General features: G+C 71.0%; 12 protein-coding genes. 8 read left to right on the forward strand and 4 right to left on the reverse strand.

The window, feature by feature from the left end:
• Positions 1 to 46 precede the first annotated feature (46 nt).
• From ABZ463_RS29785 to ABZ463_RS29795, 3 genes are read left to right on the forward strand one after another with little or no spacing between them, the layout of a single operon-like run.
• Positions 47 to 445, forward strand: coding sequence for a DUF4395 domain-containing protein (locus tag ABZ463_RS29785; RefSeq protein ID WP_352014618.1), 399 nt, complete (start codon positions 47 to 49; stop codon positions 443 to 445).
• A gap of 15 nt (positions 446 to 460) precedes the next feature.
• Positions 461 to 1,300 carry a sulfurtransferase gene (locus ABZ463_RS29790; RefSeq protein WP_352014619.1) on the forward strand — a complete coding sequence of 280 codons (840 nt, stop codon included), beginning with the start codon at positions 461 to 463 and terminating at the stop codon, positions 1,298 to 1,300.
• Positions 1,300 to 1,596, forward strand: coding sequence for a DUF1416 domain-containing protein (locus ABZ463_RS29795; RefSeq protein WP_352014620.1), 297 nt, complete (start codon positions 1,300 to 1,302; stop codon positions 1,594 to 1,596). Before ABZ463_RS29790 ends, ABZ463_RS29795 begins: the two co-directional genes overlap by 1 nt.
• A gap of 56 nt (positions 1,597 to 1,652) precedes the next feature.
• Here ABZ463_RS29795 and ABZ463_RS29800 read toward each other — a convergent pair whose 3' ends face one another.
• Positions 1,653 to 2,585, reverse strand: a complete 933-nt coding sequence (locus ABZ463_RS29800) for a DsbA family protein (protein ID WP_362781153.1) — start codon at positions 2,583 to 2,585, stop codon at positions 1,653 to 1,655.
• 560 nt (positions 2,586 to 3,145) lie between these two features.
• On the opposite strand from ABZ463_RS29800, the gene ABZ463_RS29805 reads away from it, so the two are divergent.
• Positions 3,146 to 4,318 (forward strand): hypothetical protein, encoded by a 1,173-nt coding sequence (locus ABZ463_RS29805; protein WP_352014622.1) that lies wholly within the window; start codon positions 3,146 to 3,148, stop codon positions 4,316 to 4,318.
• Here the strand turns inward: ABZ463_RS29805 and ABZ463_RS29810 are convergent.
• The 3 genes from ABZ463_RS29810 to ABZ463_RS29820 form a co-directional block, all read right to left on the reverse strand.
• Entirely contained in the window at positions 4,308 to 5,150 is an 843-nt protein-coding gene (locus ABZ463_RS29810) for a hypothetical protein (protein WP_362781155.1), read from the reverse strand. The genes ABZ463_RS29805 and ABZ463_RS29810 overlap by 11 nt on opposite strands.
• 923 nt (positions 5,151 to 6,073) lie before the next feature.
• On the reverse strand, positions 6,074 to 6,736 hold the full coding sequence (locus tag ABZ463_RS29815) for a hypothetical protein (protein WP_362781157.1): 663 nt from the start codon (positions 6,734 to 6,736) through the stop codon (positions 6,074 to 6,076).
• Entirely contained in the window at positions 6,736 to 7,377 is a 642-nt protein-coding gene (locus ABZ463_RS29820) for a hypothetical protein (RefSeq protein WP_352014625.1), read from the reverse strand. Before ABZ463_RS29820 ends, ABZ463_RS29815 begins: the two co-directional genes overlap by 1 nt.
• A gap of 174 nt (positions 7,378 to 7,551) precedes the next feature.
• Here ABZ463_RS29820 and ABZ463_RS29825 point away from each other — a divergent pair, with 174 nt between their 5' ends.
• The 4 genes from ABZ463_RS29825 (at position 7,552) to ABZ463_RS29840 (ending at position 14,883) form a co-directional block, all read left to right on the forward strand.
• Entirely contained in the window at positions 7,552 to 9,489 is a 1,938-nt protein-coding gene (locus ABZ463_RS29825) for a hypothetical protein (protein WP_362781160.1), read from the forward strand.
• A 172-nt stretch (positions 9,490 to 9,661) separates the two neighbouring features.
• Complete coding sequence (locus ABZ463_RS29830) at positions 9,662 to 12,631, forward strand: ATP-binding protein (protein WP_352014627.1); 2,970 nt, start codon at positions 9,662 to 9,664, stop codon at positions 12,629 to 12,631.
• Between the two features lie 232 nt (positions 12,632 to 12,863).
• Positions 12,864 to 14,177, forward strand: a complete 1,314-nt coding sequence (locus ABZ463_RS29835; protein WP_362781162.1) for a MurT ligase domain-containing protein — start codon at positions 12,864 to 12,866, stop codon at positions 14,175 to 14,177.
• A complete protein-coding gene (locus ABZ463_RS29840; RefSeq protein WP_352014629.1) occupies positions 14,167 to 14,883 on the forward strand; it encodes a glutamine amidotransferase in 717 nt (238 codons plus the stop codon). The genes ABZ463_RS29835 and ABZ463_RS29840 overlap by 11 nt, the downstream gene beginning before the upstream one ends.
• The last annotated feature ends 25 nt before the right edge of the window (positions 14,884 to 14,908 follow it).

Raw genomic sequence — 14,908 nt, forward strand, 5'->3', positions numbered from 1 at the left:
GTCCCATGCCGCACCGATCTGTACACCCCTTCAGGAGCATCGAGCGATGCAGGTTGATCCCCGTGCCCTTCGCTTCTCCGCGGCTCTGACGACCGTCGTCCTCGCTCTCGTCCTCGTGACGGGCAGCGTCTGGTTGCTGGGAGCCCAGACCGTGGTGTTCGCGCTCGGCCTCCTCGGTGCCTCGCCGTACGGGATGATTTTCAAAGGGATCGTGAAAAGCCCTCCGCCGGAGTTGGAGGACGCGACCCCCCCGCGCTTCGCGCAGGGAGTGGGTCTGGTCTTCGCCCTGGTGGGTCTGGTCGGCTACGTCACGCAGATCACGCCGCTGGCCCTCGGCGCCACCGCCGCGGCTCTCTTCGCCGCCTTTCTCAACGCCGCCTTCGGTTTCTGCCTTGGCTGCGAGATGTTCCTGATCATTCGCCGTATATTTCCCGCCGCAAATTAATCCCGGAGGATTCCGATGAGCCGCTCCGCCGTCCTGGTGGACGCTGACTGGGTCGAGGCCAACCTCGACACCGAGGGCGTCGTCCTCGTCGAGGTCGACGAAGACGCCAGCGCCTATGACAAGGGCCACATCCGTGGCGCCGTGAAGGTCGACTGGAGGCAGGACCTTCAGGACCCCGTCCGTCGCGACTTCGTGGACCGCGAGGGCTTCCAGGCGCTGCTCTCCTCCCGGGGCATCGCCAACGACGACACCGTGGTTCTCTACGGTGGCAACAACAACTGGTTCGCGTCCTACGCCTACTGGTACTTCAAGCTCTACGGCCACGAGAACGTCAAGCTGCTCGACGGCGGCCGTAAGAAGTGGGAGCTCGACTCCCGCGAGCTGGTCAAGGACGTCCCCAACCGTCCGGCCACGAACTACCAGGCCACGGAGCAGGACCTGACCATCCGCGCCTTCCGTGACGACGTCGTCGCCGCGATCGGCAAGCTCAACCTGGTCGACGTGCGCTCGCCCGACGAGTTCACCGGCAAGCTGCTCGCCCCCGCGCACCTTCCGCAGGAGCAGGCCCAGCGCGCCGGCCACGTGCCGACCGCCCGCAACATCCCGTGGTCCAAGGCGGCCAACGACGACGGCACCTTCAAGTCCGACGAGGAGCTGAAGGCCCTCTACGAGGCCGAGGGCGTCGACTTCGCCAAGGACACCATCGCCTACTGCCGTATCGGCGAGCGCTCGGCCCACACCTGGTTCGTCCTGCACGAGCTGCTCGGTCAGGCCAGCGTCAAGAACTACGACGGTTCGTGGACAGAGTACGGCTCGCTCGTGGGCGTGCCGATCGAACTGGGAGAGGCTCGATAATGACTCAGGGATGCGCTGCTCCGGAACAGACGATCGCCCTTCCGGCCGGGATCGACCTTTCGACCCAGGCCGTCATCCAGGGAGTGGTCTCGGGCACGGGCACGGCCTACGCCCGCCTGCTCGACCACTCCGGCGAGTTCACCGGTGAGGTTGTGGTGTCCGAAGAGGGCATCTTCCGCTTCTTCGCCGCCCCCGGTGAGTGGACCGTCCGCATCATCGCGGGTGGTGGCGTCACCAAGGACATCCCCGCCCAGGCCCGCCTGGGTGAGGTCACGCAGCTCGCCGTGGCTGTCTGACCAGACCTGATCACCGAGAAGCCGGTGCCCCACCAGGGGCGCCGGCTTCTCGCGTTCTACGCGGCTCCGCGTCGTTCGACCCTGCGGACCGCGTCGGCGTAGGCGGGGTCGGAGGACATGGCCGCGGCCAGGCGCAGGTGGGGCAGGGCCTCGTCGGGGCGGTTGGACCGTTCGAGGGTCCGGCCGAGCAGGAACCTAGCGTAGTGGTCGCCGGGAGCGCGCTCGACCAGCGGCTCAAGCGTCCGCAGCGCCCGGCCGAGTTGCGCCGAGCCGAAGTAGGCGCGGGCGGCCAGCAGCCCGACCGCCGGATCGTCGCCGTGGTCTTCGAGCAGCGGACGCAGCATCTCCAGCGCGCCGAGCGGGTCACGGGCGTCGAGCAGGGACTCCGCGTGGCGCAGGCGCGTGACCTCCTCGGGGAGATCACGGCCGGGGGCGGCGTGCCGTACCAGGTCGCGCAGGACCTCCGGGGACTGGGCGCCCGCGACGGCCTGGTCGCCGACGACGAAGGTCGGTGAGGTGCCGATGCCGATGGCCTTGCCGCGCAGGAGCTGGTAGCGGACCTGCTCGGTGCCCTCTCCGGCGGCGAGCGCCTCGGCCACGCCGTCCAGACCCGCCTCGGCGGCCAGATCGGCCAGGACGGCGCGGTCGCCGATGTCCGAACCGTCGGTGAAGTGGGCGCGCAGAATCCGCTCGACGACGGCGCCCTGCAGGGCGGAGCCGCCGCGCTCGTAGGCGACGGCGATCACCCGGTGGGCGTCGAAGGTGTTGGGCTGCGGGACGGCGCCCCAGATCGGGCCCTTCGGGGCTTCTCCCGTGGGGACGGCCGGATCGCGCGGAGCCTCGGCCTGGGGCCCCGGGGCCGTCGGGTCGAGCTGGTAGGGACGCCAGACGACCTCGACGTCCTCGCCGAACCCCGCACTCACCAGGCGCTGCCTGCCGACGTGGGCCCAGGTGCAGACCATGTCCGCCCAGACGTCGATGCGCTTCATAGCCGCTCAAACAAACGGGCCCCGCGGTTTATTCAACGGCCTCAGGAAGGCCTGTACGGCGCCGGAATCCATGATTGTTTCGAAAGGGTTCTGTCGAACGGACCAAGGGTTCGCGCGACGTGTTCTCGCGGATCGCCGGTGAACGGTGTCCTGCCTGGCAGATCGTTGGGCTCACCGGCAGGGGGAATCTCCGCCGAGGCCGTTCTCAAGGCATGAGCCCCGAATGCGGGAAAGGAAAGTCCTGACGGTCCTGGGTTCGCCGATCCGCTCGTCGGCGGCGGTGAGGCGGCCGACGGATTGACCGCCCTGCGGAGCGCCTGTCGGGTCCGAGGGGAAATTCGAGCCGCCGATCCGTGATTCCCGGGAGGGCTTTCCCTGGGGAGGGGCGTTCTCGCGTTCCCGTCCGTGCGGGCCGCTAGGATCCTGGGGTGTCCGGAACGCCTGCTATGTCCCCGCCGCTACCGCCATCGAGAGCCGCGGGCCGCGGGCCGAGCGCGCTCACGGCGTACTCCCTGCCCCTGCACACCCTGAGAATCCTGGGCGCATGCGGGATCTCACTGGTGCTCTGGTTCTCCGCAGGACGGGCGATCCGCGCGGGCCTGCTGTGGGCGGGCACCGAGTTGTCGCACGGCGACTACCGGCAGGTCCGGCTCGTCGTCACGATGCTGATCTTCACGTTGATCGTGATGAACGAGCTCGTCATCACCGTCGGCATGCTCTACTCCGTGCGTGGCGCGCTCAGGGAGATCCAGGTACGGCGGGCGGGGGAGGAGGCCGAGGAGAACCTGTTCGGCGCGCTCAACCGGGCCACGCTGGTCTTCGCCACCATCTACATGGCCTGGAGCTTCCACGTCGAGGACGCCAGGGACTTCGTCGCCCTCGACATCACCCACAACGTCGGGGAGGACCTGGCGCGGAGCTTCGCCGGTGAGACCATCACCACGGGCACCGGCCTGGTCGGCCTGGACGTCCGGATCTCGCTCGGCATCGCGGTCGTGGCCTACGGGCTCAAGGCGCTCTTCGGCTGGTGGCACGCCAACGACAAGGTCAGGGGCAGCGGCATCATGGCCGCCTTCTTCGAGCTGGCCTTCGCCTTCTACAGCATCAACGCGATGTTCACCCTCGTCTCCGCGCGTTCCGACTGGTTGTCCGGCCGGGTCGCGGTGGCCACCCTGAACGGCTGGGCCGAGCAGGCCCGGAGCGACATCCCCGGGTGGAAGGAGGTGACCGGCGCCATCGGGGAGGCCTGGCCGTACGTGGTCTCCGCGCTGGTCGAACCCCTGACCTGGCTGACGGTCGCCTCTCTCGTCTACGGCGCGTTCGCCGAGGACACCCGCGCGGTCGTACGGGGGACCAGGCTGGACACCGTGGCCGACCGGATGGAGCAGACCCACACGCTCACCCGCTCGACCATGACCCGGGCCACGACCGGGTTCCAGGAGCGCTGGGTCCCACCCGCCAACGCCTTCCGGCTGGCCGTACGGGGAGGGGCGGCCCTGTTCGGGCTGTTCTGCCTGTGCTACGTGCTGATCCGGGTGGGCACCGACTACGCCGACCAGGGGATACGGATGCTGATCGGCAACGAGGAGCCCTTCAGCTGGGTGCTCTTCGGCAACCCCGCCGGGGTGATCAGGGAACTCCTCGTCAAGGTGCTGACCATCTGCCTGCTGGCGGCCACGTTCGACATCGCCGCCACGCGTAGCCGCGAGGCCGGAGAGGTGATCAGCGCCTGAAGCGCAGCACGTCGTCCTTCAGCTCCTCCTCCTTCGCGGACCGTTTGAACATGTCCTCCACGGACTCGTTCTCGATGATCCGCGCCGGGCTGGGACGCAGGTAGACCTCCACCTGGGAGGAGAGAGCTCTGGGCACCACACCGACCATGTTGTAGTGGTACGGCGCACCGACCCTGTAGTCCTTGGCATCCAGGGGCAGGTCGTCGTCGAGGGGCTCCACCTTCCAGACACGCCCGTCGGCGGCCCGTACCTCGACCTCGGGGGGAACCCGGCGGATGATCCCCTCCTGGTCCAGGGCGATCCGGGTGATCCTGATCTTCAGCCACTGACGGTCGGGCGGGGTCGGGCGGGTGTTGGGGATGCTGTCGACGACCTCCACGTTCACCTGCCAGGACACATGCTTGAACGACGCGGTCTGACCGGCGGCGAAGGTGTGGATCTTGTCCGGGGGACGTGCCTCACGGTAGGTCGTGTAACCGTCCATGGTGGGAACGGCGATGGCGACCGCCAGGGCCAGCACCGCGCCGACCGCCCGCAACGCCGTACGGCCCGGCCTGGCCGGTGCCGGGTCGGCGGGTCCGGCGGCCCCGTCAGGCTCGGCGTCGTCGGCGGCCGGGGCGGCCGCGGGGACACCGGCAGTGGGAGCAGGGGACTCCTGGGTCATCCCCAGGGGCTGCATGGCGGGTACGGGCTGCCTGGGCGGCAGCGGGGCGGCGGGGACGGCGGGGAAGGGCTGCGTCGAGATCCCGGCGTGCTCCTCACGGACCGTCGGGGGCCAGACCTGCTGGTCGGGGAAGGTGCCACGGTCGGAGGCGAACCAGGAGGGGCCCACCGGGGGCTGTGCCTGGGGAGCCCGTACGGGCTGCGCCGGGGCGGCCGGCGCCTGACCGGGGTGAGCCGGGCCGGGCTGGGGGCCGGGGTGTGGGCCGGGCTGGGGTGACTCGGGCTGGGGCCCGCGGTGCGAGCCGGGCCGAGGATCGGAGTGAGACGGGCCGGGCTGCCCAGAGCCGGGCTGCCCAGGGCCGGAGTGGGCCGACATGGGCCGGGCCGGGCCGGGGTGAGGCGGGCCGGCCTGGGGCGGGATTGGGCGAGGCGTGCCTGGATGGGCCGGGGTGGGCTGGGCCCGCGGAGGGGCGGGCACAGCCGAGGGGGAGGGCGCCGGGGTGGAGGGCATGGCCGGGGAGGGTACGCCGGGGGCGGTGGGTGGCTGGGGCCAGGTTTCCTGGGCTCCCTGGGAAGGCCACGGGGCGCCCGATGGGGGGGCCGGAGGGTTCTGCGGGGAAACGCCCTGCCAGGGAGAGCCCTGATGGGGGGCGTCCTGCGGAGAGGCGTCCTGGCGGGGAGAGTCCGGCCAAGGGGCGTCCTGGCGGGGGGCGTCCTGGAAGAAGGAGTGCCGTCCGGATATATCCGGCTTTGGGGGGATCGAGTGAGGGGAGTCGGGCCAGGGGAAGCCCTGATGGACGGCCTCCTGCCCGGGAAGGCCCTGCCCGGAGACGTCTGGTCCGGGGAAATTCTGACGGGAGGCGTCCGGTCCTGGGAAGCCCTGGTGGGAGGCATCAGGCCTGGGGAGGTTCTGGTGGGGGGTGCTGGGGCGGAAGAAGTCCTGCCCGGGGGCGTCCTGCGGGGAGGCCGGGGGCGGGGTGGGCAGGCCGTACGGGGGGAGGGCGTGGGGCTCCTCCTCCGGAGCGGGCCGGCCGGGCTCCACCGGAGAGGACCAACCGGGCGTGGTTTCGTCTCCGGGATGCGGCGTGCCCGTCACTTCTTGTTCCCCAACGAGTAGATGTCCTTGGCTTCGGATACCAGCCGGGCCGCGCCCGCCTCGTCCAGGCCGAGGTCGATCTCCACCTCGGGCAGGGACGGCTCGACGATGAACCCGCGCACGGAGCTGACCACGATACGGGCTCCGGCCAGTTCGGAGACGGGCAGTTCGAAGACGGCGGGTCCGGTGGCCCACCAGCCGGGCTGGACGAAGAACTGCTTGATGGTCTGGGTCTCGGGCACCCGGTCGGTCGAGGTGTAACGCTTGCCGTCCGCCGTGAGGATCTCCAGCGAGACGATCTTCTGAGGCTCCCTGGTCGCCTGGGCCGCCAGGTCGACCACGAGGAAGATCCCGGTGGTCTTCGCGATCGCCGTCTTGCCGCCCAGTCCCGGCGCCTCGATCGTCTTGGCCGCGTGCACCGCCCTGGCCTGGACCCAGACACGTGAGGCCCGTACCTCGTCACCGACGCCGCCGGTCCAGGTGAGCGGGCCGCCACGGTCGTCGCGCGTGTAGGCGAAGGTCTGCGCCCACACCGCCGCCGCGGCGAAGGCGACCCCGACGAGCAGCCCGACCGGCCTGCGCCACCTGTTCGGCTGGGAGGGGGCACGGCGGCGTCCACGGGTGGGCGCGCCCGCGCGTTCGGGGGCGACGGTTCCCATCAGACGCCTTCCTTACGCTGGACCGGGAGGGTGACCTGCGCGGCGACGGTCGGCGGTCCTTTGGGGTCCTCGCTGACGAGCACCCAGCCGAGCTCGTGGCTGAAGCCCTCGTTGAACTCGAAGGTGCCCACGTCCAGTTTCACCTGCTGGGGGGCGCGCTGCCCGTCGGTCAGCTGGTACTTGATCACCACGGTCGAGGGGACGCCCGGGTGGAGCTGCTGGCTCGGGACGCCCTCGGCGGCGACGGAGGTCAGCGGGCCGTACGGGGTCTTGAGCTCGGGGGTCACCTTGAGCAGGCCCGCGCCGAACAGCAGGCCCCGCTGGGTGCCGGACCAGGGGGAGCCGACCGTGGTGGTCTTCTCGCCCTTGTTGGTGACCTTCATCACGACCTCAAGGAAGCGCTTGCCCTCCCCGCCGTACTCGTCAGGTTGGAAGGCGGTGCGCGATTCGACGAAGGTGGTCGTGAACTCACCCTGGTCGACGGTCGCGCCGGGGCCGAGCTGTTTGGGAGGCTCTTTGGGAGCCTCGGCGAGTCCACCGAAGGCCGCGGTGACTCCCAGACCGGTGGCCACCACCAGAGCGGCTACCGGGACCGCGACCGGGCGCCGTCGCGTGCTTTCGCCACCGGAGGGAGACGTCATGACAAAGGATGGTAATCGCTTACCTTCACCCCATCCGACTCATTCATCCCTTAAGCGGCGATGAACATGGGGAAAATGCAGCAGATTGACGGGAACGCTGCCCGAATCGGAGGTCCAACTCTTACGCTGTCTCCGAGGCGGCGAGAGCCCAATGGCGGAGGTTCCGTGGCGGACGTGCATCCCGAGCATGCGCAGCTCCAGGCGGACCGGATCTACCTGGGCTGGCAGTACGCCCTGCTGCACCCTGATCCGGGTCCGGCTCCCAGGCGGCCCTCCCCGGCGGACGGCGGGCCCGTGACCAACGACAGGGCCGACGCCGAGTGGATGCGCAGGGAGCGCCTCAACGAGGCCCTGATGACCCGCCCGATGAAGGTCTTCAGGGTGTTCATGACCGCGCTCGCGGTGCTGATCCTCGTCCTGGGCGTCACCGAGTTGCTGCGCTGGTCCTTCGCGGCGGCCGGGCTGGTGGCCTCCGGCGGGATCGCGGTCTTCTGCAGCTACGCGATCCGCCAGGGGAACCGGGCGGTCAAACACCGGATCCGCGAGCGTCAGGCGGTCGGCGACCGGCAGCGCGAGGAACGTGACAGGGAGCTGTTCCAGGCCCAGGAGGAGCACGCCGTGCGCTACCGGGAGTGGGCCGAGCGCAAGGAACTCCACGATCGCCAGCTCACCTGGTACGCCGTGACCGTGCCCGACGAGATCGACCGCATCGACGTCGCGGGCGGCACGCTGCCCGGCTGGTCGGCGTTGATCACCCTGCTCGGGGCGACCCGCCTGTACAGCGGCGGCCACCTGACCGTGCTCGACCTGTCCGAGGGCGCGATCGCCAAGGACCTGATAGAGCTGGCGCGCAGGGGCGGCGACGATCCGCTGGTGTGGGTGCTGCCCGGCGACCTGCCCCGGCTCGACCTGGGTGCGACGCTGCCGCCAGAGGCCTTCGCCGACGTGCTCGCCCACGTGGTGAGCGTCAGCGAGGAGCACCCGAGGGACCTGTCGTTCGACAACGCGATCCTGGAGCGCGTCCTTGAGGTCCTCGGCGAGAACGCCACGATCAACCAGGTCACCGCGGCCCTGCGCGCCCTGGCCCAGGTCGGCGACCCGCGTGAGGACCTCCTGACCGGCCTGATCACCGCGACCCAGCTCGAACGCATCGGCACGCTGTTCGGCCGCGGCGTCAGCGACCGGGTGGTGATCGAGCGCGCCTGGGCCCTCGAATCACAGCTGCGCAAGCTGGAGACGCTCGGCTCGGAGGCCGTACGGCTGCCGCCCGCGCGGTTGCGGGTGGTCTCCATGGACCGGCAGGCCGGGGTGCTCGGCAACCGGGTCCTGGGCACCTACGTCGCCACCGCGCTCACCCACATCCTGCGCCAGTCACCCGCCTCGGAACGGCCGTGGTACCACACGATCATCGTCGCCGGGGCGGACAAGCTCCGCGGTGACGTGCTCGACCGGCTGATGGACGCCTGTGAGACCTCGCGGACCGGCCTGGTGCTCACCTACCGCGCGCTCACCCCGACCGTGCGGGAGCGCCTCGGGCGGGGCCACGCCGCGGTGGCGTTCATGCGCCTGGGCAACGCCGAGGACGCCAGGATCGCCAGCGAGCACGTCGGCACCGAGCACCGCCTCGAAATCGCCCAGCTCACCGAGACGATCAGCGCCGCGGGCGCCGGGCTCGACGGCGGTTACGTCTCGACCGTCGGCCACCCCGACGCGGGCGAGGACGACCGCGACGTCAGGGGCACCGATCTCAAGGAGGACATAACCTCCTCGACGGAGTGGGGCCGTCAGGCGAGCAAGGCCATGGGGGAGACCGAACGGGTCCTGCACCGCTCGCGGGAGTTCCTCGTCGAACCCCACCAGCTCCAGCAGCTTCCCACCACGTCGGTCATCGTCACCGACGCCACCGCCCATGGCCGCAGGGTCCGTCTCGCCGACGCCAACCCGGCCATCCTCACCTTCCCCAAGACCACCCTCGGGGAGTTCGACGAGATCAAGGAGGCGGTGCTGGAACGCGCCGAGGAGACACGGCGCCACGAGCCGACCCCCTTCGAGAGCGCCCCACCCAACCTCGGGCCGCCTCCGGCGAGGCTCGACTGGCGTAGGCGGCAATGAACCGTCCCCTCGCGGTAACGACCTGGTCAATGCGGAGGTGTGATCACCCGGGGAGGGCCGACCTTGGTTGCCGGGGTGCCCCCGGCCCCGGGTTCGCCGTGCCGTACGGCGGAGCGATCCGTGAAGCGCCGACCCCTCCGGCCTGAGGCCGGGTCCCCCGGGTGGAGAACAAATGCAACCGAGTGTGTCCCGTCCCCCCAGCCAGCTGGCCGGTCCCTGGTACCGGATCCAGGCCATCACGGCCCCCTCCCGTAGTTCGTCGGCGGAGTGGGACTTCGTCACCGTGCTGCCCGCCGTACTGTCGGCGGCGCAGCGCAACCGGCCCTTCGTGGTCGGGTGGCTCTCCCGGGGAGCGGGCGCCCCGCTCGAACTCATCACCAACGCGGGGCCGCTCAACCCGCCCAGATCGCCCCGCAGGGCCGTCACCGAGCCCGACCAGGCCCCGGCGGGCCCGGAGCCGCTGCTGTTCCCCAGCGGCGCGCGAGGAGTGCGCATCGGCGACGAGTGGCTGAGCGACCTGTCGGACCTGGCCTGGACCGTCTGTCCCGGCCGCCAGGCCCCACCGCTCGGCGGACGCCGCGAACCGGACGCCGACGAGGTCAAACGGCCCACGCTCTTCGAGTCGACGCTGGTCACGCTCATGTCCCGGCCCTTCGCCTGGCTGGTCGTCGCCGAGCGGACCGACCTGCTGGACACCGAGGTGGCCCACCTGCGCACCCAGCTCAACGTGCTCAGGCAGTACGGCGACGCCTCGGAACGCTCCCGCTACGACGCCGAACGCGCCGAACGGCGCATGCAGGAGCTGGACGCCTTCCGCGAGGCCGGGCTGTGGAGCGTGCGGGTGCTCGCCGGGGCCTCCGGACCCGAGGAACTGCGCCAGATCGCCCCGGTGCTGGTCGGGTCCGCCGAGATGAGCCACCACCCCTACCGGCTGCGCAGCGCCCTGGACGGCCCCGTGCACGGCTTCGCCGAGGCGCTCTCGGTCACCCTGCAGGACCCGGCCGACGGCACCGCGGCGCCGTTCGCGGCCACCGCGGGAGCGCTGGCCGCCCTGGCGGGACTGCCGCGCAGGGAGGTGCCGGGGGTCAGGGTGCTCGACGCGGGCTTCTTCGACGTGACCAGCGAGGCGGACATCTCCCCCGGCGCGCCGACCGTCGGCCTCGGGGCGATCCTGGACGGCCAGGACAGGGCGGTCGGCTCGTTCAGGGTGCCGCTGACCACTCTGAACCGGCACGCCTTCGTCACCGGCGCCACCGGTTCCGGCAAGTCGCAGACCGTCAGGCACCTGCTCGAACAGCTCACCGGGGAGGGCATCCCCTGGCTGGCCATCGAACCCGCCAAGTCCGAGTACGCCGCGATGGGCGGCCGGGTCGAACACCTCGCCCCGGTCACCGTGATCAACCCCTCGGCGCCCGACAGCGTGCCCTTCAGCGTCAACCCGCTCGCCCCCGAACCCGGCTACCCCGTGCAGGCGCACATCGACATGGTCCGTGCGCTGTTCATGGCCGCCTTCGACGCCGAGGAGCCGTTCCCGCAGATCATGTCGCTGGCGCTGCAGCGGGTCTACGAGACCAACGGCTGGGACGTGGTCACCGGGTGGGCGGCCCCCGGCGCGGCCGTGCGGCCCGCCGTACCGACCCTTGAGCAGTTGCAGCAGCACGCCATGGACGTGATCCAGGAGATCGGCTACGGCAGGGAGGTCCAGGCCGACGTCGAGGGCTTCATCTCCCTGCGGCTGCGGTCGTTGCGGGTCGGCTCAGCAGGGCGCTTCTTCGAGGGCGGTCATCCGGCCGACATCGGCGACCTGCTGCGGCGCAACGTGGTGCTGGCCATCGAGGACGTGGCCAACGACGAGGACAAGGCGTTCCTGATGGGCACGCTGATCATCCGGATCGTCGAACACCTGCGGATGCGGGCCAGGAAGGAGCGCGGCGGCGGTCTGCGGCACGTCATCGTGATCGAGGAGGCGCACCGGCTGCTGCGCGACCGGGGCGCCGGACGGGCCAGCACCCACGCCGTCGAACTGCTCGCGGGCATGCTCGCCGAGATCCGCGCCTACGGCGAGGGCATCGTGGTCGCCGAGCAGATCCCCACCAAACTCGTCTCCGACGTGGTGAAGAACACCGCGCTGAAGGTGGTGCACCGCCTGCCCGCCGAGGACGACCGTCAGCTCGTCGGGGCCGCGATGAACCTCAGCGAGGAACAGTCCAGGCAGGTCGTCTCCCTCCAGCCGGGCGTCGCCGCGATCTTCGCCGACGGGATGGACCGGCCGTTGCGCGTGCAGGTGCCGCTGGGGGAGGACCGCGAACGGCAGTTGCCCGACGTCACGCCGCCGATCTGCGGGCGCCGCTCGGCCGCCTGCGGCAGGGAGTGCAGGACGGGACGCGCCTGCACCCTCGTCGAACTGCGCGAGGCCGACCTGCTCGCCGACGCCCCGGAATGGGCCTGGCTGCGGATCTGGACCGACACGCTGGTGCTGGCCTTCTGCGCCAACCGTCCCGCGCCCGGGGTGCCCAGGGCCCTGGCCGACATGTGGGACGAACCACCGCCCAGGAGACGCGAGTGCATGCTGGCCACGGCCGTCGAACGCAGCGTCGGGCGCAGGGCCTGGTCGCTGCGGACCATCGGTGACCCGGCGAAACTGACCGAACAGGTCGCGGTGGCGGCCACCCGGCTGCTCGGCCCCGACAGGGAGCCCGGCGAACGCCCCGGACCCGCGTGGGTCATCCCGCAGGTCCGCTGGTTGCACGAGGTGGACAAACTCTTCCCGTACGGCCGGCCCGCCCCCAACCCGCGCGGCGCCGCCCCGGTCATGGAGTACGCCCTGTTCAGTCGCCAGCACAACGGCACCGAACTGCTCGGCCACCGGGCCAAGGCACTGCGCCACCACCCGCTGTCCATGGAGGTCGAACGCAACAGGGCACTGGCCTGGCGGGTCATCCTCGGCGACGACGAGCACGAAGGGGTCGAACGGGACATCCTCACCGTGACGATCGGTATCGACCCCGCCGAACGGCTACGCCATGTGGCGCAGACCATGGGGGCGGGATGGTTGGAGAGCGTGCTGTCGTGGCCACGGCGCTTCGTGCTGCCCTTCGACGCGGCCTCGGCGGAGAGCGCGGAACTGGCCTTCAGCGAGTGATGCGGCCCGTGACGGGGAACGCGTTCCCCAGGAGGTTTCCAGGGGTGCCTCCAGGGTGGTTTCCCCAGGTCAATCCGTAATATCGGACAGGTGGCGACCACCTGCTTCGAATAGGGATACGACGGTGCCGCCACCCAACCACGGCTAGGATCGGCGGCATGAACGATTCGGCTATCCCGGGCTTTCCGGCTGCCGGATCGTCCTGCGACGGGTCGCTACGCGAGGAGACGGCATGACTCAGCTTCCGCTGCGGGCGCAGCTCGCGAGCGCTCTCGGCCGGACGGCCGCGACCCTGTCCAGGGCGACGGGCAGAGGCGACGGATCAGTGATCGGCGGACGGATCGGCCTGGCGCTGGAACCCGACCTGCTGCGCAAGCTCGCGCAGGACCGCAAGCTCGCGCTGGTCAGCGCGACCAACGGCAAGACGACCACCACCCGGCTGATCACCTCGGCGCTGCAGGAGCTCGGCGAGGTCGCGACCAACGCCTTCGGCGCCAACATGCCCGCCGGGCACGTCTCGGCGCTGTCCTCGGCCAAGCACGCCCCCTACGGCGTCCTGGAGGTCGACGAGAAGTACCTCCCCGAGGTGATCGACACCACCGGTGCCGGGGTGGTCGTCCTGATGAACCTCAGCCGCGACCAGATGGACCGGGCGGGTGAGATCTGGCTGCTCGCCCAGAAGTGGCGGCGGGCGCTGGCGAACAGGCCGGTCCACGTGATCGCCAACGCCGACGACCCCCTGGTGACCTGGGGCGCCTCGACCGTTCCCGGCGTGACCTGGGTCTCCGCGGGGCAGCCGTGGAAGGAAGACTCCTGGTGCTGCCCCGAGTGCGGCGGCCCGCTCGACCGCAAGGGCATGGACTACGTCCCGCCGGGCAGCGCGGCCCCCGGCCCCGTCCCGGCCGCCGCCCACGGCGGGATCGTCTCCCGCGCCGCCGAGAACGACTGGGCCTGCCGCGAGTGCGCCTTCCGGCGCCCCCAGCCGAGCTGGTTCCTCGACGACGACGCGGTGATCGACCCGCGCGGGCAGCGCTGGGTGCTGGACATCCAGCTTCCCGGCCGGGCGAACCGGGCCAACGCCGTGATCGCCCTGGCCACCGCGGAGGCCTTCGGCCTTCCGATCCAGCGGGCGCTGCCCCGGCTGCGCGAGGTCACCTCCGTCGCGGGCCGCTACACGGTCGTCCAGCGCGACGGCAGGCACGCCCGGCTGCTGCTGGCCAAGAACCCGGCGGGCTGGCTTGAGGCGTTCGACGTCCTGGACCGCTCCCTGCCGGTGATCCTCTCGGTGAACGCCCAGGGCCCCGACGGCCGCGACACCTCCTGGCTGTGGGACGTGGACTACCGCGTGCTGCGCGGCGGCCCTGTCTACGTCACCGGGGAACGCAGACTCGACCTGGCCCTCAGGCTGGACATCGCGGGCGTGCCGTTCCAGCTGACGAACTCCTTCGAGGAGGCGCTGGCCCTCCAGCCGCCCGGCAAGGTAGACGTGATCGCCAACTACACCGCCTTCCAGCAGATCCGATCGGAGTTCGGTCGTGCCGTCTGACAGCATCCTGCGAATCGTCTGGATCTACCCGGACCTGCTGAGCACCTACGGTGACCAGGGCAACGTGCTGGTCCTCGAACAGCGCGCCCAGCGCCGTGGCATCCCGGTCGAGACCTACCACGTGCGCTCGGCCGACCCGGTGCCCGAGGGCGGCGACATCTACCTCATCGGCGGCGGCGAGGACCGCCCGCAGATCCTGGCCGCCGAACGGCTGCGCAGGGACGGCGGGCTGCACCGCGCCATCGCCCGCGGAGCCTGCCTGCTGGCCGTCTGCGCCGGCTACCAGATCATGGGCACCACGTTCGGCGGCGAGGAGGGACAGCCGGTCGACGGCCTCGGCCTGATCGACATCTCCAGCGGACGCGGCACCGCCCGCGCCGTCGGCGAACTGGCGGGCGAGGCCGACTCCGTGCTCGGCATCCCGACGCTGACCGGCTTCGAGAACCACATGGGTGTCACCCGCCTCGGCCCCGGCGTACGGCCACTGGCCCGCACGACCGTCGGCACGGGAAACGGCGACGGAACCGAGGGCTGCCACGTCGGCAAGGTCGTGGGAACCTACCTGCACGGCCCCGCGCTGGCCCGCAACCCCGGCCTGGCCGACCTGCTGCTGACCTGGGCCGTCGGATTCCAGCTCCCGCCGCTCGACGACACCTGGTTCGACCAGCTCCGCAGGGAGCGGCTGACGGCCGTACTGCCCGGCTGAACGGCACGTGACGTACGGCCCCGTC

Origin of the sequence: Streptosporangium sp. NPDC020145 (genome assembly GCF_040631275.1) — a bacterium.
In the GTDB taxonomy this organism is placed as follows: Bacteria; Actinomycetota; Actinomycetes; order Streptosporangiales; family Streptosporangiaceae; genus Streptosporangium.

Bases quoted from the DNA above. Each gene is read 5' to 3' on its own strand.
- ABZ463_RS29785 (WP_352014618.1), top strand. From the start codon at position 47: ATGCAGGTTGATCCCCGTGCCCTTCGCTTCTCCGCGGCTCTGACGACC.
- ABZ463_RS29790 (WP_352014619.1), top strand. From the start codon at position 461: ATGAGCCGCTCCGCCGTCCTGGTGGACGCTGACTGGGTCGAGGCCAAC.
- ABZ463_RS29795 (WP_352014620.1), top strand. From the start codon at position 1,300: ATGACTCAGGGATGCGCTGCTCCGGAACAGACGATCGCCCTTCCGGCC.
- ABZ463_RS29800 (WP_362781153.1), bottom strand. From the start codon at position 2,585: ATGAAGCGCATCGACGTCTGGGCGGACATGGTCTGCACCTGGGCCCAC.
- ABZ463_RS29815 (WP_362781157.1), bottom strand. From the start codon at position 6,736: ATGGGAACCGTCGCCCCCGAACGCGCGGGCGCGCCCACCCGTGGACGC.
- ABZ463_RS29820 (WP_352014625.1), bottom strand. From the start codon at position 7,377: ATGACGTCTCCCTCCGGTGGCGAAAGCACGCGACGGCGCCCGGTCGCG.
- ABZ463_RS29830 (WP_352014627.1), top strand. From the start codon at position 9,662: ATGCAACCGAGTGTGTCCCGTCCCCCCAGCCAGCTGGCCGGTCCCTGG.
- ABZ463_RS29835 (WP_362781162.1), top strand. From the start codon at position 12,864: ATGACTCAGCTTCCGCTGCGGGCGCAGCTCGCGAGCGCTCTCGGCCGG.